The sequence below is a fragment of the Massilia sp. DJPM01 genome (assembly GCF_030348125.1).
Lineage (GTDB): Bacteria > Pseudomonadota > Gammaproteobacteria > Burkholderiales > Burkholderiaceae_D > Telluria_A > Telluria_A frigida.
This window is the reverse complement of sequence record NZ_JAQOZV010000004.1, coordinates 209,288-228,571: the sequence shown is the minus strand read 5'-3', so window position 1 is coordinate 228,571 and position 19,284 is coordinate 209,288. Positions and strand designations below refer to the sequence as shown.

Genomic DNA, 19,284 nt, shown 5'->3' with positions numbered 1-19,284 from the left:
ACGATGCGGGGCGCAGCGAGCGCCTGGGCCAACCGGAGCTCAGCGAGCCGGCGGCACCGTGGGCTTCTTGTCGGTGCTTGAGGTACCGGTGGCCGCGCCGGTGCTGTCCATGCCGCGCTTAGGGGACGTGCCGGTGACCGGCGGATTGCTGCCGCCAGTGCTGCCGCTGGTGCCGGACGAGCCGCGCATGTCAGTGCCGCCGGTGGTGCCGGTCATGTCCGCATCGCGCGCCGGGTTGGTGTTGGCACTGGTGCTGCTGTTGGTGGTGTCGCGCGGATCGGTGATCACGTCGCGCTCTTCCTGCGACTTGTCGCGGTTCTGGCGCGCCTTGATGCCGCTGCGCGGCTGCCGGTCGGGATTGGCGGACGTGGCGCGCTCGCGCGTGGTGGCGCCGCTGGCATTCGGGGCGGCGTTGCTGCCCTGGCTTTGCGCCCATGCTGCGCCAGCGGCCATGAGAGCGACGAGGGAAATCGCGAGTCTGGTTTTCATGCCTGTCTCCTGAAGAAGATAACGAACAGCCATTCTTACACCGCAAGCTATGCGGACGGGTAGGACCAGGCCTTGGGTCCGCGTGGGATCATGTCGTGCTGTTTTTGTCGACCGGAAAGAAACAATGCCGGATGACGGCAGCGGAATACCTGAAACGCGGCATTGGTGTATTCTTGCCAATTACCCCTCCTGCCCGATTGCCATGCCAGAACTTGCTCCAGTGACCCTACAGACCAAGCGCCTGACGCTGCGCTTTCTGCACGCCAGCGATACCCAGGCGCTGTACACCATCCACTCCGACCCGGCCGTGATGCGCTACTTCAGCGGCCCCACCTGGACCGATCCGGCCCAGGGCGACGCGGTCATTGCGCGCGCGCTGGACGGCTACAGCAGCGGCAGCGGCATGCAGCTCGCGCTCATCCTGCGCGACACGGGCAAGCTGATTGGCACCATCAACCCGCACGCCTTCCACGCGCAGAACCGCCGCTGCGAAATCGGCTACGCGCTGGCCAGCGCCCACTGGGGGCAGGGATATCTGAGCGAAGCGATGCGCGCTACCCTCGACTACCTGTTCAAGGAAAAGAACATGAACCGCATCGAAGCCGATATCGACCCGCGCAACCTGGCCTCGGCCAAGCTGCTTGAGCGCATGGGCTTTCAAAAAGAGGGTTACATGCCGGAGCGCTGGATCGTCAACGGCGAAATCTGCGACACCGCCTTCTATGGCTTGCTGCGGCGCGGCTGGGAGGCCAGCTGATGGCCGGCCTGCGCTACGCGGCGGCGCAATCGGCGTCCATCCCGCTCGATATCGCGGCCAACGTCGCGCGCCATCTCGCCTTTATCGACGCCGCCGGCGAGGCTGGCGTGCAGTTGCTGGTATTCCCCGAACTGTCGCTCTGCGGCTATGAGCTGGCCGGCATGGGCGCCTGCGCGCTCAAGGCCGACGACGACCGGCTTGCGCCGCTGCGCGAGCGCGCACTCAAGGCCAGGATGACCGTGGTGGTGGGCGCGCCGCTGGCCAATGCCGGCGCGCTGCCCGGCATTGGCGCCATCACCTTTCATGCGGACGGGCGTACGTCCGCCTACCGCAAGCACTTCCTGCACGCGGGCGAAGAGCGGCACGTCACGGCCGGCAGCGCGATCAGCCAGCTGCACGATGTGCGCGGCGTGAAGGTCGCGCTGGCGATTTGCGCCGATACCGGCCAGCAGCAGCACCCGCACGCCGCCGCGGTGGCCGGGGCCGGACTGTATGCGGCCGGCTCATTGATCTCGGCCGGCGGCTACGACAAGGACACCACGCAGCTGGCCGGCTACGCAAAGCTGTTCGGGATGGGGGTCCTGATGGCCAATCACGCGCACCCCTCGGGCGGATACGAGAGCGCTGGCCGCAGCGCGATCTGGGCCTCCGGCGGCGCGTTGATCATTGCCGCGCCGGGGCCGGGCGAGATGCTGGTGATTGCCGACGATGACGGCGGCAACGTCATCGACATGGCTTGAATGTGCGTCTTTCGTTGGTGAAATGGCAATCGCCAGCCGTTTATCGCGTCTTCAAACCGGTCACCACCCCGTTTATGCACTTCATCGGACAGCGGTAGAGCATTCGCGCGCCACTTGTTACAGTCTCTCCATCGACAACCCTCCTCTGGAGAAGCAAATGAACAACCCTGCCTTTACATCCTTTTTTGCCAGCCTCGAAGACCTCGGCCGCACCCTGGCCAAGGCAGCCCGCTACGCCGTCAGCGCGATCGCCACCATGTCCTGGCCCACCCTGCTGCTCAGCGCCGTCGGCCTGGCCCTGCTGCTCACCATCGTGCCGCTGGTGCTGACCCTGTTCGTGCTGTTCATGGTCATCAAACTGGTGCACGGCTATGTCACCGACCGCGCCACCCGCGGCCCCGCCACGCCCTTCACACCCGTGAAGCCAGAAGGCGAATGACAGCGTGAATGCCAGCCAGTTGAACAAGGCGATGGATTTCCTGCGCGATTCCCTCGCGCAAGCCACGGTGTTATGGTGGAACTTCTTCGACTGGCTTGCCTTGGTGGAATGGCGGCAACTGTTCATCACCTGGTTCCTGGCCATGGCCTTCGGCCTGATTTTGACCCTGCCCGAACCGGCGGTGTGGTACGTGATCCTGTCGTACGGCGTGAAAGTGCTGGCCGGCGGCAAGCGCAAGGCCGAGCTGATGGCCAAGGAAGCGACCGCGAAAGCCAGCGTCGCCGAACTCGAACGGCGCCTGCTCGAAGCGCAGATGGCGACCTTGCAGGCGCAGATCGAGCCGCATTTCCTGTTCAATACCCTGGCCCTGATCGGCCAGCTGATCGAAACCGATCCGCCGCAGGCCGCGCGCATCCACATGCACCTGATCGAATACCTGCGCTCCACCCTGCCGCAGATGCGCGCCGCCGGCGGCGGCACGCTGGGGCGCCAGGTCCAGCTCTCGCGCGCCTACCTGGCCATCATGCAGGCACGCATGAAGGAGCGCTTGAGCGTCAGTTTCGACGTGCCCGCGCAGCTGGAGCACCTGCCTTTTCCGCCGATGATGCTGCAAACCCTGATCGAGAACGCCATCAAGCACGGCCTGGAACCGAAGATCGAGGGCGGCCGCATCGACGTCGGTGCGCGCCTGGTGGGCGACGCCATGCATGTCGATGTGCGCGACAATGGCGTCGGCTTCAACATGCACGCGGACGACGGCGTGGGCCTGGCGAATATCCGCGAGCGCCTGTTCCTGCTGTTCGGCGCGCGCGCCGAGCTGGTGATCGAAATGCCGCTTGAGGGCGGCGCCCTGGCATCGCTGCGCGTGCCCCATTCTTCCCAGGAGACCAACTGAAATGGCCACTGTCAGCGCCCTGATCGTCGACGATGAATCCCCCATGCGCGACCAGCTGCGCGCGCGCCTGGCCGAAGTATGGCCGGACCTGGCGATCGTGGGCGAGGCTTCCAACGGCATCGATGCGGTCGCCATGGCGGCGCAGCTCCAGCCCGACATCGTGTTCCTCGACATCCGCATGCCGGGCCAGGGTGGCATCGACGCGGCGCGGCAGCTCTACAACCAGTGCCACATCGTGTTCGTGACCGCCTACGACCAGTACGCGCTGGACGCCTTCGAGCAGGGCGCGATGGACTACCTGCTCAAGCCCGTGGTGGCCGAGCGCCTGCGCGTGACGTGCGAGCGGCTGCGCACGCGTTTGACGAAAGCCCCGGAAAACATTGGCGAGCAGCTGCGCCAGCTGACCCATATCCTGCAGCAGGGCGAATCGAAAAAAACCGCTTACCTGCGCTGGATCCAGGCGCAGGTGGGCAGCAACCTGCGCATGATCAGCACGCGCGAAGTGCTGTTCTTCCAGTCCGACGAAAAATACACCCTGGTACAGACGGCGCAAGCCGAACTGCTGATCCGCAAGACGCTCAAGGAGCTGGCCGACGAACTCGATCCGGACGAATTCTGGCGCATCCACCGTTCCACCCTGGTGCGGGTCGATGCCATCGCCGAGGTCACGCGCGACGACCGTGGCCGCCAGATGCTCAGGGTGCGCAATCATCCGGCGCTGCTGGAAGTGAGCCGCAATCACACGCATCTGTTCCAGCAAATGTAAGGCCAACCCGGGCGCGCATGGCGGCCGGGACGTGCACCCGGATATCCAATAATCCAGTACCATATACCCTGCTTTTCCGATCACCTACCCAGGAGAAGGAACATGTCAGTCACACCCAAGCAAACCCGCGCCAATGTCATCCCCTGCTTGCGCTACCGCAACGCGCCGGCCGCCATCGAATGGCTCTGCAGCACTTTCGGCTTCGAAAAACAACTGGTTGTTCCCGGCGACAATAACACCATCCTGCACGCGCAATTGGCCTTCGGCAACGGCATGGTGATGCTCGGCTCGGCGTCGGCCGTCGATTCCGAGTACGGCAAACTGATGAAGCAGCCCGACGAAATCGGCGGCGCGCAAACCCAGACCATCTGCGTGGTCGTCGCCGATGCCGACGCCGTCTACGACCGTGCCATCTCGGCACGCGCGCAGATCGTCATGGACATCAAGGATGAAGACTATGGCGGGCGCAGTTTTACCTGCCGCGACCTGGAAGGCCACGTCTGGACCTTCGGCACCTACGACCCGTTCGAATAAAACAGCCATCGAGGAGCACACCATGTCACGTGCAGTCCACTTCGAAATCCAGGCGTCCGACCCGCCGGTCATGATCGACTTTTACCACGGCCTGTTCGGCTGGACCTTCAACAAATGGGAGGGTGGCGACTACTGGATGGTGCACACCGGGCCGGAAGACCAGCCGGGCATCAACGGCGGCCTGCTGCCGCGCCGCGGCCCGCTGCCCGAGAGCCAGGCCGCCGTCAACGCCTTCGTCATCACCGTGGACGTGGAGGACATCGACGCCTCGCTGGCGAAAGCCGCCGCGGGGTCGGTGCATGGCGTGGTGTGCGTGCCCAAGATAGCGGTGCCGGGGATCGGCTGGCTGGCCTACGTCAAGGACCCGGACGGGAATATCTTCGGGATGATGCAGGCCGATATCACGGCTGCATGACGGGCACGGGGGCCGACAGCGCCGCCACCAGCGCCTGGTCGGCCACCCGCACCGGACGGATGCGGATGATGTCGCTGTACAGCGGCGGCATGTGCGCGCAGATCGCATCGAGCTGCGCGTCGGGCAGCGATGCGCTCACATACTGGAACTGGGCCGGGTTATCCGCCGGCAGCGGCCCTTCCATGGTCGAACCATAGGCGCCCAGGTTCATGAAACTGTGCGCACTGGCGTCGGGCCCGCGCGCGAAAACGAACGTGCCTTCCTTCGGATGGGCGAGGTACTGGCGCACCGTGGCCCGTTCCTGCGCGTCGCGACCCTGCATCAGCGTGTAGCGCAGCTGCGCGTACTGGCGCGTGCATTCCATGAACGCGGTGCAGATCGCCGACAGCGCGCGCCGGCCAGGTGAGCACAGCAGCAGGTTGCCGAAGGAATCGAGCAGGGCTACCGCATCGCCCTCCCCGCCCTGCTGGCGGTCGCGCGCGATGGCATCAAGCAGGTAGGGCGCCAGACCCGCATCCGGCAGGTGCGGCGTGCAGCGGTAGGCCAGCGCATGCGGGTACAGGGTCTTGAGCTGGCGTACCAGCGGATGGTCGGGAGCCAGTTGCGCGGGGTCTTTCAACTGTTCGCGCGGCAGGTCGCTATTGAGCAGGACCTGCACCTTCTCGGAGGTGGCCTCGAACACCAGCGAGCAAAGTGCCTGGGTCGCTTCGGCGATGGTTTTCCCGATGAAGAAGGACTTCGGCGCGGCGCCGGCGCTCGCGCGCGCGAACGGCGAAGCACCTTTCACCGCCGGGTAGAAAAAGCTGCCTGCGGCCTGGCTGCGCAGGCCTTCAGGCAGGCACGCAAACGTGAAGCTGGCGTCGTGGTTGATGCCGGCATTGGCATCGCGCGCCGCGACCACCACGTTAAAGCCGGCCGACAGGATCGCACCGGTGCACATGGCGCAGGGGTCGAGCGAGGTGACGAGGGTGATTTCCTGGGGCGCAGGCAGCGCGCGCCCTTTGGCGCGTTCGGCAAAATACCAGTCGATCAGCTGGCGCTCGCCGTGTGCGGTCGGATCGAAAATCAGGCCGTCGCGCACCACATTGTTTTGCAGCGACTTGAGCACATTGCCATGCTGGTCGAGCAGCACGCCGCCGACCCCGAAGGTTCCCTGGGTCTTGGCGGCGATGGCTTCAATGGCCGCGAGGGCTACCGCGGCCTGTACATCGATGGTTTTTTTCAAAGCTTACTTCTTCAGGTCCCGGCCGCCGAACGCGTTCGGAAGCTGGGCGGCCGCCGTCGTTTCGAGAATGTCGCCATTCAGGTTGGTGAGCACGATGGGCAGGTCGTTACCGCCCAGTTCAAGGATGACTTGACGGCAGGCGCCGCAAGGGGCGATGGGGCCATCGGTCTGGCCGATGACAGCCAGCGCGGCGAAGTCACCGGGCTTGTAGCCGTGGGCGATCGCGCTGAAGAAAGCGGTGCGCTCGGCGCAGTTGCACAAGCCGTAGGAGGCGTTTTCGACGTTACAGCCTCGGAAAATGCGGCCGTCCTTGCATTCGAGGGCGGCGCCGACCTGGAAGTTCGAGTACGGGGTGTAGGCCAGCAGACGGGCTGCGGTGGCTTCGGTGATGAGCTTTTCGTATTTCATGGGTAGTCCTTATTCGTTCCTATACCCTCAAGACCGTCGCACCCGCGCAGGCGGGAACGCATGCGTTCCCCCAAGTTAGCTCCGCAGCCGGCGGCTGCGTTGAAGACTTGGGTTACCGCGAGGGCGCCTGGCCCTGCGCGGGGACGACGTGTTATGGGCGGATCGTGCGGTAGATGATCGGATTCGCCGCCGGCTTGGTATCACCAACCTTGTACGCAGCCTGCACCTCGCGCACCGCCTGTTCGGCCGCAGCCTGGGTGCGAGCGTGCACCATCGCCAGCGGCTGGCCGACCGCGATCGCGTCGCCCAGCTCCACCAGCCCGGTCAAGCCAACGGCAAAGTCGATCGCATCTTCCGGACGGCGACGGCCGCCACCCAGGCTGACCACCGCCAGGCCAAGGCCACGGCAATCGGTCGCGGTTGCAAAACCCGCCTGCAAGGCCAGTACCGGCACGATGATTGGCGCCTTTTCCAGATACGCGTCCGGACGCTCGACCAGATCGGCCGGGCCGCCCAGTGCCGCCACCATGCGCGAGAAGCGCTCGGCCGCTTCGCCGGAATCCAGCCCCGCTTGCAGCTTGGCGCGTGCTTCGGTTTCGTTGGCGGCCAGTTTGCCCAGTACCAGCATCTCGGCGCACAGCGCCATCGTCACTTCGTGCAGGCGCGCCGGACGCGAACGGCCGGTCAGGTAATCCATCGCCAGGCGCACTTCCAGCGCGTTGCCGGCCACGGGACCCAAGGACTCGTTCATCTCGGTCAGCAGCGCCGACGTACGCGTCCCCGCGCCGTTACCGACAGCGACAATGCTCTCGGCCAGTTCGACCGATTTGTCGTAGCTCGGCATGAAGGCGCCGGTGCCGACCTTCACGTCCATCACCAGCGCGTCCAGCCCGGCCGACAGCTTCTTCGACAGGATCGAACCGGTGATCATGGCCACCGATTCCACCGTCGCGGTGGTGTCGCGGATGCTGTAGAAACGCTTGTCCGACGGCGCCAGTTGCGCAGTCTGGCCGATGATGGCCACGCCCACGTCCTTGACCACGGTGCGGAACAGTTCCGGATCGGGCACGGTGCAGTAGCCGGGAATCGAATCGAACTTGTCGAGCGTGCCGCCGGTGTGGCCCAGGCCACGGCCGGAGATCATCGGCACGAAGCCGCCGCAGGCTGCAATCATCGGTCCGAGCATCAGGGACACCACGTCGCCCACGCCGCCGGTGGAGTGCTTGTCGACCACCGGGCCTGGCAGGTTCATCGAACGCCATTCCATGACCTGGCCGGAATCGCGCATGGCCAGGGTGAAGGCCACGCGTTCATCCATGTTCATGTCGTTGAAGAAAACGGCCATCGCGAGTGCCGCGATCTGGCCTTCGGTGACGCTGCCGTCGGTAATGCCGCGCACGAAGAACTGGATCTCTTCAGCCGAGAGAGCGCCGCCATCGCGTTTTTTGCGGATGATTTCCTGATTTAAGAACATGTGCTGCCTTTACTTGATGTATATTTTTCCAAATCGCGTACGGCTTAAACGCCGTACGGAATCCAGACATTCTTGACCTGGCTCGCGTGCGCCAGCACTGCGCGTCCGCCGGCCTGTTTGGTGTCGTACCAGTCGCGCCCTTTGCCGCCACCCACCCAGGTGCGCTTGAGCGATTCGGCCGACAGGCGTTCGACTTCGGCACAGCCCTCGGCCGAACCGTCGTGGCGCCACACGGCGTCCACGTCCGAGTGCGATGCCAGCGTCTTGGCCAGTTCGTTGGCGCTGCCGGTGATGATGTTCAGCGCGCCGCCTGGCAGGTCCGAGGTGTCGAGTACCTGATACAGATCGGTTGCAGCCAGCGGATACGCTTCCGACGGCACCGCGATCACGCGGTTACCCAGCGCCAGCGCAGGCGCCACCAGCGAGATGAAGCCCAGCAGCGGCGACTCGTTCGGGCAAATGATGCCGATCACGCCAACCGGCTCGTTCAGCGCCACGGTGATGCCGTGCATCGGCGGCTGGTGCGCCAGGCCGTCGTACTTGTCGGCCCATGCCGCGTAGTAGAACAGGCGTTCGATCGAAGCCTGCACTTCTTTTTCAGGGTTCTTGGCACCGGTCATGGCAGCCAGGCGCGCCGCGAATTCGTCAGCGCGGATCGCCAGGTTCTCGGCAATGTAGTACAGCACCTGCGCACGGTTGTGCGAGGTCGCCTTGGCCCAGCCGGATGCCTTGTGCGCCGCTTCCACGGCATTGCGGATGTCCTTGCGGCCGCCTTCGCCGACGTCGCCGATGAAGGCGCCATTGGCGCCGGTAATCGCACGGGTGTAGGCTCCATCAGGGCGCGCCTGCTTGCCGCCGATGTACATCTTGGCGGTACGGTCGATGGCGAATGGACCCGGCGCCTCGGCCGGCTTGGCCTTGCCCTTCGCTTCCACCACGGGCAGCGCCGGACGCGCATCTTCCGACAGCGCCGTCATGTACTCATACATGCCTTCCTTGCCGCCTTCGCGGCCGAAGCCGGACTCGCGGTAGCCGCCGAAGCCGCACGCGGCATCGAACTGGTTGGCGGTGTTAATCCACACCACGCCAGCCTTGATCTGCGGGGCCACGTCGAGCGCGAGGCTGATCGACTCGGACCACACGCAGGCTGCCAGGCCGTACACGGTATTGTTCGCCAGCTGCACCGCTTCAACCGGGGTGCGGAAGCTCATCGCCACCAGCACCGGTCCGAAGATTTCGGTCTGGGCGATGCCGGCCGAGGTGGATGCGCCCGTAATCAGGGTTGGCGGGAACCACGAGCCGGTGGCTGGCAGTTCGCACACCGGCTGGTAAATGGTGCAGCCTTCGGCGCGGGCCGCTTCGACCAGACCTTCGATGCGCTGGCGCTGGATCGGATCGACCAGCGCACCAATATCCACCGACTTTTCGATCGGCGAACCGAGACGCAGCTTGTCCATGCGCGCGCGCAGCTTGGCAAGGAAGCGCTCTTCGATCGATTCCTGTACCAGCAGGCGCGAACCGGCGCAGCAAACCTGACCCTGGTTGAACCAGATCGAGTCGACCAGGCCTTCGACGGCGGCGTCCAGGTCGGCGTCTTCAAAGACGATGAACGGCGACTTGCCGCCCAATTCGAGCGAGAGCTTCTTGCCGCTTCCGGCAGTGGCCTTGCGGATGATGCGGCCAACTTCGGTGGAACCGGTGAAGGCCACCTTGTCGATGCCCGCATGGTTGACGATGGCTTCGCCCACGCGGCCATCGCCGGTGACGATGTTGACCACGCCGGCCGGCACGCCAGCCTGCTGGCAAATTTCGGCGAACAGCAATGCGGACAGCGAGGTAAATTCGGCAGGCTTGAAGACGACCGTGTTACCGGCTGCCAGCGCTGGCGCGATTTTCCAGGCCAGCATCAGCAGCGGGAAATTCCAGGGAACGATTTGCCCCACCACGCCCACGGCGCGGTAGTCGGCAAATTCTTCCGATTGCAACTGCGCCCAGCCGGCGTGATGGTAGAAGTGACGCGCGGCCAGCGGCAGGTCGGCGTCGCGCGTTTCGCGAATCGTCTTGCCGTTGTCGAGCGTTTCGATGACCGCGAACAGGCGCGCATGCTTTTGCAGCAGGCGGGCCAGCGCGTACATCACGCGCGCGCGGCCATGGCCGCCCAGGGCCACCCAGCCCGGCTGGGCGCGGCGCGCCGCTTCCACTGCGCGGTCCACATCGGCGGCACTGGCCTGGGTCACTTGCGCCAGTTCCTTGCCATCGGCCGGATTGGTCGTGGCGAAGGTGTCGGCGGCATCGCTCCAGGCGTTATCGATGAACAGGCCAAACCGGCGCTCATGCTGGTCCAGCCATGCTTGCGCTTCTTTGGTGCTCTCGGGTGCAGGGCCGTAGTCCATAGTTTGAAGAATCTCGTTGATTGTTGGCATGACGAATCCGTTGATGTTTATGGTTGCGCGTGGCGATGGTTGGCCGAGTAGTTCCCGGTGACGTAGTGTTCGAGCTGGCGCTCGATGTCGGTCAGCAGGCTCGATGCACCGATGCGGAACAGATGCGGCTCCAGCCACTCGCGTCCCAATTCCTCTTTCATCAGGGTCAGGTACTGCAGCGCGCTCTTGGCGGTCGCTACGCCGCCGGCCGGCTTGAAGCCGACCTGGAAGCCGTACTGCTCATGGTATTCGCGGATGGTGCGCACCATCGTCAGGGCCACGGGTATGGTGGCGTTGACGCCTTCCTTGCCGGTCGAGGTCTTGATGAAGTCGGAACCGGCCATCATGCACACCCACGAGGCCTTGGCCACGTTTTCCAGCGTGAGCAGGTCGCCGGTGGCGAGAATGGCTTTGACGTGCGCATCGCCGCAGGCTTTGCGGTAGGCGACCATTTCGTCGTACAGCGCCTGCCAGTTACCCATCAGGACGTGCTGGCGCGTGATGACGATGTCGATTTCGGTGGCGCCGGCGGCGACCGACAGTTCAATCTCGCGCACCTTGGTTTCCATGCTGGCCAGGCCTGCCGGGAAGGCGGTCGATACCGCGGCGATGGGCAAGCGGCCTTGCAAAATCCTGGCGGCCGGGGTGATCATCTCGTGGTACACGCATACCGCGCCGGTGGTCAGGTTGGACACGCCCAGCGCTTCCATCAGGTCGGTGCGCAGCGGGCGCATGGCCTTCATGCACAGGCGCTCGACGCGGCCCGGGGTGTCGTCGCCGCCGAGGGTGGTCAGGTCGATGCATTGCAGGGCCTTGATCAGCCACGCGGCCTGGTATTCTTTTTTGACGGTGCGGCGATTGGCCAGGCTGGCGGCGCGGCGGTCCGACGCGTTGCGGTTCACTTTGATCTGGTTGACCCAGCCGAGGTCGAGGCCAACCGCCTCGTTGCGTTTGAATGCGGGAGTGAGAGTCATAGCAGAGCGGTTCCGTTGGAAAGTGGTTTGACGCCGAGGTGCTTGGCCAAGGTGGCGCCGATGTCGGAGAACGTGTTCGAGACCGGCAGCGCGCACGGGGCGACGCCCGGCCCGAAGAAGATCATCGGGATATGCTCGCGTGTGTGGTCGGAACCCGGCCAGCTTGGGTCGCAGCCATGGTCGGCGGTGATGACGACCAGGTCGCCCTCTTTGAGCTTGGCCATGAATTCCGGCAGGCGCGCGTCCATTTCGTGCAGCGCGTTCGAGTAGCCGGCGACGTCGCGGCGATGGCCGAAGGCCTGGTCGAAGTCGACGAAGTTGACGAACGTGAGCGACTTGTCGCCGGCTTCGTCAGTCACCTTGAGCAGAGCGTCGAACAGCGCCATGTTGTCCACGCCCTTGACCACGCGCGAGATGCCCTGGGTCGCGAAGATGTCGCTGATTTTACCCAGGCCGATGACTTCCCCGCCTTCGTTTTTGACGTGGTCGAGCAAGGTTGGTGCCGGGGGTGGCACGGCGTAATCGTGGCGGTTGCTGGTGCGGCGGTAGTTGCCGTTCTCGCCCAGGAACGGACGCGCGATCACGCGCCCGATGTTGTACGGCTTGACCAGTTCAAACGCGGCTTCGCACACGGCGTACAGGCGTTCGAGGCCGAAGTGTTCTTCGTGCGCGGCGATCTGCATCACCGAGTCGCCCGAGGTGTAGACGATGATTTTGCCGGTGGCGACGTGTTCGTCGCCATGCTTGTTGATGATGTCGGTGCCGGATGCGTGGCAGTTGCCGAGGTAGCCAACCACGCCGGTCAGTTCCTGCAGCTTGTCGGTCAGTTCGGCCGGGAAGGAGGGCACGGTGCGCGGGAAGTAGCCCCAGTCGAATTCGACCGGTACGCCGGCGATTTCCCAGTGTCCGCTTTGGGTGTCCTTGCCGGTGGAGCGCTCGCGCGCCGCGCCGTAGGCGCCGGTGAAACCGTCGCGCTGGTTGAAGCCCTGGGCCCATTCGCCGCTGGCCAGGTGGGCGGCGGCGGCGAGGCCGAGGCGTTCGAGGTTGGGCAGCTGCATCGGCTTGCCCTGTTCGGCAGCCCAGCTGGCGATATGGCCAAAGGTGTTGGCGCCAACGTCGCCGAATTTGTCGGCGTCAGGGGTGGCGCCGAGGCCGAAGGAATCAAGCAGGAGGATAAATGCGCGTGACATGGGATCGCTCGCTTTACAAAGGTTCAGATACGGTGAAAAGACCACCGTCGCCCCCGCGCCAAGGCGGCACTCGGCGGGGGCGACGGTTTTGAGGTTAGCGGGTTTGCGTTAGAAGCATTGGCACAGCGTCGGTCTCTATATCAGGCAGCGGTGCGCGGTTGTGCGGCGACGCGCTCCAGGAATGCCGGAATCAGCGCCACCAGATCCTTGGCGCCAATCGCCGCGTACTTCAGGGTCTGCTCATGCGACAGCGGGAACGGCGACATGCCTTCCGCCAGGTTGGTGATCACAGACACGCCAACCACTTTCAAACCGCAGTGACGCGCCGACACCACTTCCGGCACCACCGACATACCCACCACGTCGGCGCCCAGTTTGGCCATCATGCGGATTTCGGCTGCGGTCTCGAAGTTCGGACCCGGATACGCAATGAACACACCCTCATGCAGCGTGATGCCCTTGGCGGCGGCGGTTTCCTTGACCACGTTGCGGATATCGCTGTCGTAGGCATTGGCCATGCTGAAAAAGCGCGGGCCGAAACGGTCGTCATTCGGGCCCACCATCGGCGTGCCAGGCAGCCAGTTGATATGGTCGGTCAGGGCCACCAGGCTGCCGGCATCGACTTCGGTGCGCAGCGAACCGGCGGCGTTGGTCACGAACAGCATCTCGCAACCGAGCAGCTTCATGGTGCGCACGGCGCTGGTCATCACGCCCATGCCGTAACCTTCGTAGAAGTGGCCGCGGCCCTTCATGCACACCACATTCACGCCCGCCAGCGTGCCCAGTACCAGCTCACCGGCGTGACCGTGCACGGTGCTGATCGGGAAACCAGGCAGCTCGTCGAAGCCGATCGAGACCGCATCGGTCATCTGCTCGGCCAGCACGCCGAGGCCCGAACCAAGAATCATCGCCACGCGCGGCTCGAAACCAGGTTTGCGGGCGCGGATGATATCGGCGGCTTCGAAAGGGGTATTGTTCGACATGAGGATTCCTTATCTGTTCAGGGAGGGCGCTGCCACGCGGTGCAAAGGATGCAGGCGGCATGGAGAATGGGTTCGCTAACTATTATAACTATGCATGATCAGGGATATGTATGGCAAATACCATTTTTCTTCCTCATTTATACGCGTAACATATAAATACACGCTAGAATCGGTTGGAGGCGAGCTGCCAATCAGGCACACTATAGGAGAGCGGGACACAATCATTGATTGACAGCACTAAGACATTTGCCTACTATCGAAAACAATTGTTTAATGATTGCTTATTGTGACCGAACTCTCCAAAAAAGACCAGTTGTACGAACTGATCCGCGCCAATCCCTTCATCTCGCAGCAAGACCTGGCGTCGGTACTGGGCTTGTCGCGTTCGGCGGTGGCCGGCTATATCGCGGGCCTGATCCGCGACCGGCGCCTGCTCGGGCGCGCCTATGTGCTGCCCGATAACCGGCCGATCGTCTGCCTCGGCGCGGCCAACCTCGATCGCAAGCTGCGCTCCCTCGCCACGCTCAAGATGGGCACCTCCAATCCGGCGCGCCAGGACGAATCGTTCGGCGGCGTGGCCCGCAATATCGCCGAAAACCTGGCGCGCCTGTCGGCGCCGGTGGCGCTGATCACGGCCATCGGCGACGATTCTTCCGGCAAGACGCTGCTGGCGCATGCCGAGGCGGTTGGCATCGACACCCGCGCCACCCTGCACCTGACGGGCGTGTGCAGCGGCACCTACACCGCGGTACTCGACGACCATGGCGAAATGATCCTCGCGCTGGCCGACATGGCCCTGTACGACGCCCTCACGCCGGCATTTCTGGCAACGCGCCAGCCGCAGCGCGCGGCCGGCGCCCTGACCGTGGCCGACCTGAACCTGCCGCGCGCCACCCTGCGCACCCTGCTCGACGATGCCGCGCGCGACGCGGTGCCGCTGGTGCTGGTGGCGGTATCGCAGCCCAAGATGGCTAACCTGCCGGACGACCTGCGCGGCCTGCGCCTGCTCATTTTGAACCAGGGCGAGCTCGAAACGCGCATCGGCACACCGCTCAAGACCGACGCCGACTTCCTGGCGGCCTGCCGCAGCTTGCAGGCGCAGGGCGCGCGGGACGTCATCGTCACGCGCGGCGCCACTGGCGTGATTTATACCACCAGCGACGGCATCGAGCACCTGGACGCGCCGCCGGCAAAGATCGTCGACGTCACCGGTGCGGGCGACGCCTTTGCCGCTGCGGTATGCTGGTCCCTGTTCCAGGGCAGCGACGACATGACGCTGGCCTGTCGCCGCGGTCTGCGGCTGTCCGCCATGACGCTGGCCAGCGAAGAAACCGTATGCCCTTCCCTGACGGCGGAAGTTCTCGCCGATATTCCACCTCCCGACGCCCTGCCCGGCGCCCAGCAGCCGTTCAACGCACTTTACCAGGACTGATCATGCACCAATACCTCTTGTTCTCGCCCGAAGTCGCCGCCGCCCGTTCCGCCGGCAAGCCGATCGTCGCCCTGGAGTCGACCATCATTTCGCACGGCATGCCGTACCCGCAAAACGTCACGATGGCGCAGGAAGTCGAGCACGTGATCCGCGCCGCCGGCGCCGTGCCGGCCACGATCGCCATCATCGAAGGCAAGATCTGCGTCGGCCTGGTGGCCGAGCAGCTCGAACTGCTGGCCTCCTCGCCAGACGCGATGAAAGTATCGCGCCGCGACCTGCCGTACGTGCTCTCGCAAGGCCGCCTTGGCGCCACCACCGTGGCCGCCACCATGATCTGCGCGCAGCTGGCCGGCATCCACGTGTTCGTCACCGGCGGCATCGGCGGCGTGCACCGCGGCGCCGAGACCAGCTTCGACATCTCGGCCGACTTGCAGGAACTGGCCCGCACCAACGTGGCGGTGGTGTGCGCCGGCGTCAAGTCGATCCTCGACATCGGCCTCACGCTCGAATACCTCGAAACCCATGGCGTGCCGGTGATCAGCGTCGGCCAGCCAGCCTTCCCGGCCTTCTTCACGCGCGACAGCGGCTTCAAGGCCGACTTCCAGCTCGATTCGGCGCTGGAACAGGCGGCCTTCATCCAGACCAAATGGCAGCTGGGCCTCGATGGCGGCATCGTCGTCAGCAATCCGGTGCCGGAAGCGTTTGCGATGCAAAAGGATGAAATCGACAAGATCACCGAACAGGCATTGCAGGAAGCGCGCGACGGCGGCGTGACGGGCAAGCTGGTCACCCCGTTCCTGCTGGCCCGCATCAAGACGCTGACCGAAGGACGCAGCCTGATGACCAACATCGCACTGGTCAAGCATAACGCGCAGGTAGGCGCCGAGCTGGCCGTGGCCATGCGCAACCTGCCAGGTTTGCAGCCGATCTAACTCCACCCACATACCCACATGTCCATCGACCTGAAACAGCTCAAGTATTTCCTCGCGGTGGCTGAAGAAAAGAGCTTCAGCCGCGCCGCCGAGCGGCTGCACATCTCGCAGCCGCCTTTGAGCCAGCAGATCATGAAGCTCGAGAGCGAGTTGGGCGTGCGCCTGTTCGCGCGCACTACCCGCACCTTCGAGCTGACGGTGGCCGGCAAGGCGCTGATGGGGGAAGCGTCGGACCTGCTGGCCAAGATGCGCATGACGATCGACACCATCCGCCAGATCGACCGCGGCGAAGTCGGACGCCTTCGTGTCGGCATCGTCGGTTCGGCCATGTGGGGTCCGATTCCCAGCCTGCTCGAAGAATTCCAGACCAAGTTCCCGCGCGTGACCTGGACCTTGCACGAGTCGGGGCCGAACGTGCAGTACGAGGCGCTGCGCGCCAAGCAGATCGATGTGGGTTTCTGGCGCGAGCCCAAGCTCGACGAAGATGAACTCAAACACGACAACCTGCGCCAGGAACTGTGCTTCCGCGAGAATGTGTGCGTGGCGGTCAATGAACACCATCCGCTGGCCACGCAGCCGTGGATCGAGCTGACCGACATTGCCGACCAGCCGATGCTCACGCTGGCGCTGGACAAGTCGGCCTTCCCGCGCTACCTGATCCAGTGCTGCATCAAGGCCGGTTTTCAGCCGACGATTTTCCAGGAAGCGTCGGAGCCGCAAACGCTGCTGGCGATGGTGGGCGCGGGCCTTGGTGTGGCGCTGATGCCGGAGACGACCAGCCGCATCGGCTGGCCGGGCGTGATCTTCTTGCCGATCAAGACCAACCCGCCATCGGCCAATCTGTACATCACCTACACCACGCTCGACGATGCGCCGGTGGTGCGGGCGTTCCTGAACATCCTCAATCCAACCGCCTAGGCGACTGCGCCACCCACCTCGCACACATCGTCGCGGGTGGACAACGCCACTTCCAGCGCAATCGTCAACCCGCGCACCACCTCGGCCAGCGCCATGCTGGGCGCGCCCGGGTGGGCTGCGGCCTGCTGCGGCAGGTAGGGAATGTGAATGAAGCCGGCGCGCACTTGCCGGCCTGCCGTCTGGTGCATCAAGCTGTAAAAGACGTGATTGCATACGAAAGTGCCGGCTGTCTGCGATACCGACGCCGGCAAGCCGGACCCGCGCAAACCTGCCACGATGGCCTTGATCGGCAGGGTCGAAAAATACGCCGCCGGTCCGCCTGCGACCACCGGCTGGTCGACCAGCTGGCATTGGGCGTTGTCTGGAATTGGCGCATCGTCGATATTGATGGCGATGCGTTCGACCGACAGGTCCACCCTGCCCCCGGCCTGCCCCACCGCGATCACCACCGCGGGGCGCAGCTCGTCGATCGCGGCGCGCAGCACCTCGCCGGCCGCCCCGAACACGCACGGCAACTGGCGCACTTCAATGCGGTAGCCCTCGCCCTCTTGGCCGGCCAGCGAGCGCACCGCCTCCCATGCGGGATTGATCGTCTCTTTGTTGAACGGCTCGAATCCGGTCAGCAGCACTGTCTTGTTCATTTCTGGCCCATCAAAAAATACAGCAGGAATATATTCGCCACCAGCAGCGGCAGCGCGGTCGGTATCTGCGCCTTGATGACCGCGTGCTTGTCGGGCAGTTCGAGCAGCACCACCGGCACCACGTTGAAATTGGCGGCCATGGGCGTCATCAGGGTGCCGCAGTAGGCGCTGAACATGCCGATAGCCGCCATCACCGCCGGGTTGGCGCCGTACTGGCCGATCAGGATAGGAATGCCGACGCCGCCCGCCATGACCGGAAAGGCAGCGAAGCCGTTGCCCATGATGATCGTGAACAGCGCCATGCCGACGCAGAACACCACCACCGCCACGAAGCGCGAATCCATGTTGATGTACGAGGTGGTGATGTGCGCCACCGCCTTGCCCACGCCCGCTTCGGCGAACAGCAGGCCCAGGACCGCCAGCATGTGCGGCAGCACCACCGCCCAGCCGACCGCGTCGACCAGGCGGCGCCACTCGCGCATGCCCTGCACCGGTGTGGCGCGCGTCAGCCAGCAGGCCGCGCCGATCGCCAGCACCGACGCACAACCAAGGCTGACCAGGGTCAGGTGCTTCGTTTCGAGCAGCAGCAAGCCGCCGATGTGGACATCCTTGAGCAGGGTCGAGCCGATCATGGTCACGAGCGGGATGATCAGCGCCGGGATGAACAGCAGGTGGCCGAGGCGGCGCGCGCTCGACGTCTTTTCCTCGGGCGTGCGCACGCCGTATTTGCCGAGCGTGACGCCGCCGCAGCCGGCGATCAGCGCCATCACGATCATGATCACGCCCACGTACGCCGGCGGCAGGCGCTCGCCGATCAGGTAAACAGCGGCGTACAGGGCCCAGAACAAGGCGCTCGAATAGCGGCGTGGGTTGTCCTTGTCGCGCAGCGACATGACAGCCGACGCGGCCAGCATGGCGCCCAGCGCCAGGTAAAAATAGTCGAGCAGGATGATCATTTGGCGGCTCCGTCGCGCGCAATCTCGGCGTCGAAGCGGTGCAGGCGCCACGCGTGGATGATAAAGGCGGTGATCGCGGTCGGGATGCCCCACAGCGCCATGTGCAGCGGGTTGACCAGGATGCCTTCGGCGGCGAGGATGGTTTGCATCAGGACGATGGCGCCAAAGGCGACGAAGACGTCTTCGCCGAAAAACAGGCCGACGTTGTCGGTGGCGGCGGCCATGGCGCGGATGCGGTAGCGCAGCTGGTCGCTGATGCTGCCGTTGCGCGTTTCGGCGGCCGCTTCGGCCATCGGCGCGACCAGCGGGCGCACCATGGACGGGTGGCCGCCAAGGCTGGTCAGGCCGAAGGCGGCGGAGACTTCGCGCACGAACAGGTAGACGATCAGCAGGCGGCCGGTGGTGGCCGATTTGATCTTTGCGATCGTGGCTTGCGCATGCTCCTTGAGGCCGAAGCGTTCGAGCAGGCCGATGGCGGCCAGCGGCAGCAGCAGGATCATCGGCAGGTTGCGTGTTTTGATGAAGGCGGTGCCGAGCGAGGCGAGCAGCGTTTCGAGCGGCATCGACACGGCCAGGCCGGTGGCGCCGCAGGCGGCGACGACGACTAGCACGGGATGCACGCGCAGCACGAAGCCGACGATGATGACGGCGACGCCAATGAGCGGCCACAGGTTCACTGCTGTTTGCATGGAT

21 protein-coding genes are annotated in these 19,284 nt (G+C 64.8%); 10 read left to right on the top strand and 11 right to left on the bottom strand.

Features of this window, described 5'->3' with window-relative positions; translation table 11 throughout:
- Window positions 1-39: 39 nt before the first annotated feature.
- Window positions 40-489, bottom strand: coding sequence for a hypothetical protein (locus tag PO883_RS04905; protein WP_289308730.1), 450 nt, complete (start codon window positions 487-489; stop codon window positions 40-42).
- Between the two features lie 220 nt (window positions 490-709).
- Between PO883_RS04905 and PO883_RS04900 the strand changes: the two genes are divergently transcribed.
- From PO883_RS04900 to PO883_RS04870, 7 genes are all read left to right on the top strand, one after another.
- Complete coding sequence (locus tag PO883_RS04900; RefSeq protein WP_289308729.1) at window positions 710-1,246, top strand: GNAT family N-acetyltransferase; 537 nt, start codon at window positions 710-712, stop codon at window positions 1,244-1,246.
- Window positions 1,246-1,986 carry a carbon-nitrogen hydrolase family protein gene (locus PO883_RS04895; protein ID WP_289308728.1) on the top strand — a complete coding sequence of 247 codons (741 nt, stop codon included), beginning with the start codon at window positions 1,246-1,248 and terminating at the stop codon, window positions 1,984-1,986. The genes PO883_RS04900 and PO883_RS04895 overlap by 1 nt, the downstream gene beginning before the upstream one ends.
- A gap of 157 nt (window positions 1,987-2,143) precedes the next feature.
- The gene (locus PO883_RS04890; protein ID WP_289308727.1) at window positions 2,144-2,425 is read left to right on the top strand and encodes a hypothetical protein; all 282 of its coding nucleotides are present in this window, start codon (window positions 2,144-2,146) and stop codon (window positions 2,423-2,425) included.
- A gap of 4 nt (window positions 2,426-2,429) precedes the next feature.
- Entirely contained in the window at window positions 2,430-3,320 is an 891-nt protein-coding gene (locus PO883_RS04885) for a histidine kinase (protein ID WP_289308726.1), read from the top strand.
- 1 nt (window position 3,321) lies between these two features.
- A complete protein-coding gene (locus tag PO883_RS04880; RefSeq protein WP_289308725.1) occupies window positions 3,322-4,086 on the top strand; it encodes a LytTR family DNA-binding domain-containing protein in 765 nt (254 codons plus the stop codon).
- A gap of 102 nt (window positions 4,087-4,188) precedes the next feature.
- The gene (locus PO883_RS04875) at window positions 4,189-4,620 is read left to right on the top strand and encodes a VOC family protein (RefSeq protein ID WP_289308724.1); all 432 of its coding nucleotides are present in this window, start codon (window positions 4,189-4,191) and stop codon (window positions 4,618-4,620) included.
- Window positions 4,621-4,642: 22 nt separating this feature from the next.
- The gene (locus PO883_RS04870) at window positions 4,643-5,035 is read left to right on the top strand and encodes a VOC family protein (protein ID WP_289308723.1); all 393 of its coding nucleotides are present in this window, start codon (window positions 4,643-4,645) and stop codon (window positions 5,033-5,035) included.
- Here the strand turns inward: PO883_RS04870 and PO883_RS04865 are convergent.
- The 7 genes from PO883_RS04865 to xapA form a co-directional block, all read right to left on the bottom strand.
- The gene (locus PO883_RS04865) at window positions 5,022-6,260 is read right to left on the bottom strand and encodes a nucleoside deaminase (RefSeq protein ID WP_289308722.1); all 1,239 of its coding nucleotides are present in this window, start codon (window positions 6,258-6,260) and stop codon (window positions 5,022-5,024) included. The two genes, PO883_RS04870 and PO883_RS04865, sit on opposite strands and share 14 nt — an antisense overlap.
- Before the next feature lie 3 nt (window positions 6,261-6,263).
- Window positions 6,264-6,668, bottom strand: coding sequence for a cytidine deaminase (locus PO883_RS04860; RefSeq protein ID WP_289308721.1), 405 nt, complete (start codon window positions 6,666-6,668; stop codon window positions 6,264-6,266).
- A gap of 151 nt (window positions 6,669-6,819) precedes the next feature.
- On the bottom strand, window positions 6,820-8,142 hold the full coding sequence (deoA, locus tag PO883_RS04855) for a thymidine phosphorylase (protein WP_289308720.1): 1,323 nt from the start codon (window positions 8,140-8,142) through the stop codon (window positions 6,820-6,822).
- Window positions 8,143-8,186: 44 nt separating this feature from the next.
- Window positions 8,187-10,565, bottom strand: a complete 2,379-nt coding sequence (locus tag PO883_RS04850; protein ID WP_373890032.1) for an aldehyde dehydrogenase family protein — start codon at window positions 10,563-10,565, stop codon at window positions 8,187-8,189.
- 17 nt (window positions 10,566-10,582) lie between these two features.
- Complete coding sequence (gene deoC, locus PO883_RS04845) at window positions 10,583-11,539, bottom strand: deoxyribose-phosphate aldolase (RefSeq protein ID WP_289308719.1); 957 nt, start codon at window positions 11,537-11,539, stop codon at window positions 10,583-10,585.
- Window positions 11,536-12,729 (bottom strand): phosphopentomutase, encoded by a 1,194-nt coding sequence (locus PO883_RS04840; protein ID WP_289308718.1) that lies wholly within the window; start codon window positions 12,727-12,729, stop codon window positions 11,536-11,538. Before PO883_RS04840 ends, deoC begins: the two co-directional genes overlap by 4 nt.
- A 140-nt stretch (window positions 12,730-12,869) precedes the next feature.
- On the bottom strand, window positions 12,870-13,712 hold the full coding sequence (gene xapA, locus PO883_RS04835; RefSeq protein ID WP_167086543.1) for a xanthosine phosphorylase: 843 nt from the start codon (window positions 13,710-13,712) through the stop codon (window positions 12,870-12,872).
- 286 nt (window positions 13,713-13,998) lie between these two features.
- Between xapA and PO883_RS04830 the strand changes: the two genes are divergently transcribed.
- Genes PO883_RS04830 through PO883_RS04820 form a run of 3 tightly spaced genes read left to right on the top strand, consistent with a single transcriptional unit; the run spans window position 13,999 to window position 16,994 of the window.
- Entirely contained in the window at window positions 13,999-15,144 is a 1,146-nt protein-coding gene (locus PO883_RS04830; RefSeq protein ID WP_167086544.1) for a carbohydrate kinase, read from the top strand.
- A gap of 2 nt (window positions 15,145-15,146) precedes the next feature.
- Window positions 15,147-16,076, top strand: coding sequence for a pseudouridine-5'-phosphate glycosidase (locus tag PO883_RS04825; protein ID WP_289308717.1), 930 nt, complete (start codon window positions 15,147-15,149; stop codon window positions 16,074-16,076).
- Between the two features lie 18 nt (window positions 16,077-16,094).
- Window positions 16,095-16,994: a LysR family transcriptional regulator gene (locus PO883_RS04820; RefSeq protein ID WP_167086546.1), complete on the top strand. Its 900-nt coding sequence runs from the start codon at window positions 16,095-16,097 to the stop codon at window positions 16,992-16,994.
- Here PO883_RS04820 and pcp read toward each other — a convergent pair.
- The 3 genes from pcp to PO883_RS04805 are packed head-to-tail and all read right to left on the bottom strand — an operon-like array spanning window position 16,991 to window position 19,280.
- Window positions 16,991-17,635: a pyroglutamyl-peptidase I gene (pcp, locus tag PO883_RS04815; RefSeq protein ID WP_289308716.1), complete on the bottom strand. Its 645-nt coding sequence runs from the start codon at window positions 17,633-17,635 to the stop codon at window positions 16,991-16,993. The two genes, PO883_RS04820 and pcp, sit on opposite strands and share 4 nt — an antisense overlap.
- Entirely contained in the window at window positions 17,632-18,591 is a 960-nt protein-coding gene (locus tag PO883_RS04810) for a DUF979 domain-containing protein (RefSeq protein WP_289308715.1), read from the bottom strand. The genes pcp and PO883_RS04810 overlap by 4 nt, the downstream gene beginning before the upstream one ends.
- On the bottom strand, window positions 18,588-19,280 hold the full coding sequence (locus PO883_RS04805; protein ID WP_289308714.1) for a DUF969 domain-containing protein: 693 nt from the start codon (window positions 19,278-19,280) through the stop codon (window positions 18,588-18,590). The genes PO883_RS04810 and PO883_RS04805 overlap by 4 nt, the downstream gene beginning before the upstream one ends.
- Window positions 19,281-19,284 lie beyond the last annotated feature (4 nt).

What these genes read in the sequence shown, in the direction of transcription:
- PO883_RS04905 (WP_289308730.1), bottom strand. Translation starts at nt 489, where the DNA reads ATGAAAACCAGACTCGCGATTTCCCTCGTCGCTCTCATGGCCGCTGGC.
- pcp (WP_289308716.1), bottom strand. Translation starts at nt 17,635, where the DNA reads ATGAACAAGACAGTGCTGCTGACCGGATTCGAGCCGTTCAACAAAGAG.
- PO883_RS04870 (WP_289308723.1), top strand. Translation starts at nt 4,643, where the DNA reads ATGTCACGTGCAGTCCACTTCGAAATCCAGGCGTCCGACCCGCCGGTC.
- PO883_RS04890 (WP_289308727.1), top strand. Translation starts at nt 2,144, where the DNA reads ATGAACAACCCTGCCTTTACATCCTTTTTTGCCAGCCTCGAAGACCTC.
- PO883_RS04875 (WP_289308724.1), top strand. Translation starts at nt 4,189, where the DNA reads ATGTCAGTCACACCCAAGCAAACCCGCGCCAATGTCATCCCCTGCTTG.
- PO883_RS04850 (WP_373890032.1), bottom strand. Translation starts at nt 10,565, where the DNA reads ATGCCAACAATCAACGAGATTCTTCAAACTATGGACTACGGCCCTGCA.
- deoA (WP_289308720.1), bottom strand. Translation starts at nt 8,142, where the DNA reads ATGTTCTTAAATCAGGAAATCATCCGCAAAAAACGCGATGGCGGCGCT.
- PO883_RS04805 (WP_289308714.1), bottom strand. Translation starts at nt 19,280, where the DNA reads ATGCAAACAGCAGTGAACCTGTGGCCGCTCATTGGCGTCGCCGTCATC.
- PO883_RS04825 (WP_289308717.1), top strand. Translation starts at nt 15,147, where the DNA reads ATGCACCAATACCTCTTGTTCTCGCCCGAAGTCGCCGCCGCCCGTTCC.
- PO883_RS04840 (WP_289308718.1), bottom strand. Translation starts at nt 12,729, where the DNA reads ATGTCACGCGCATTTATCCTCCTGCTTGATTCCTTCGGCCTCGGCGCC.
- deoC (WP_289308719.1), bottom strand. Translation starts at nt 11,539, where the DNA reads ATGACTCTCACTCCCGCATTCAAACGCAACGAGGCGGTTGGCCTCGAC.
- PO883_RS04810 (WP_289308715.1), bottom strand. Translation starts at nt 18,591, where the DNA reads ATGATCATCCTGCTCGACTATTTTTACCTGGCGCTGGGCGCCATGCTG.
- PO883_RS04895 (WP_289308728.1), top strand. Translation starts at nt 1,246, where the DNA reads ATGGCCGGCCTGCGCTACGCGGCGGCGCAATCGGCGTCCATCCCGCTC.
- xapA (WP_167086543.1), bottom strand. Translation starts at nt 13,712, where the DNA reads ATGTCGAACAATACCCCTTTCGAAGCCGCCGATATCATCCGCGCCCGC.
- PO883_RS04860 (WP_289308721.1), bottom strand. Translation starts at nt 6,668, where the DNA reads ATGAAATACGAAAAGCTCATCACCGAAGCCACCGCAGCCCGTCTGCTG.
- PO883_RS04820 (WP_167086546.1), top strand. Translation starts at nt 16,095, where the DNA reads ATGTCCATCGACCTGAAACAGCTCAAGTATTTCCTCGCGGTGGCTGAA.
- PO883_RS04880 (WP_289308725.1), top strand. Translation starts at nt 3,322, where the DNA reads ATGGCCACTGTCAGCGCCCTGATCGTCGACGATGAATCCCCCATGCGC.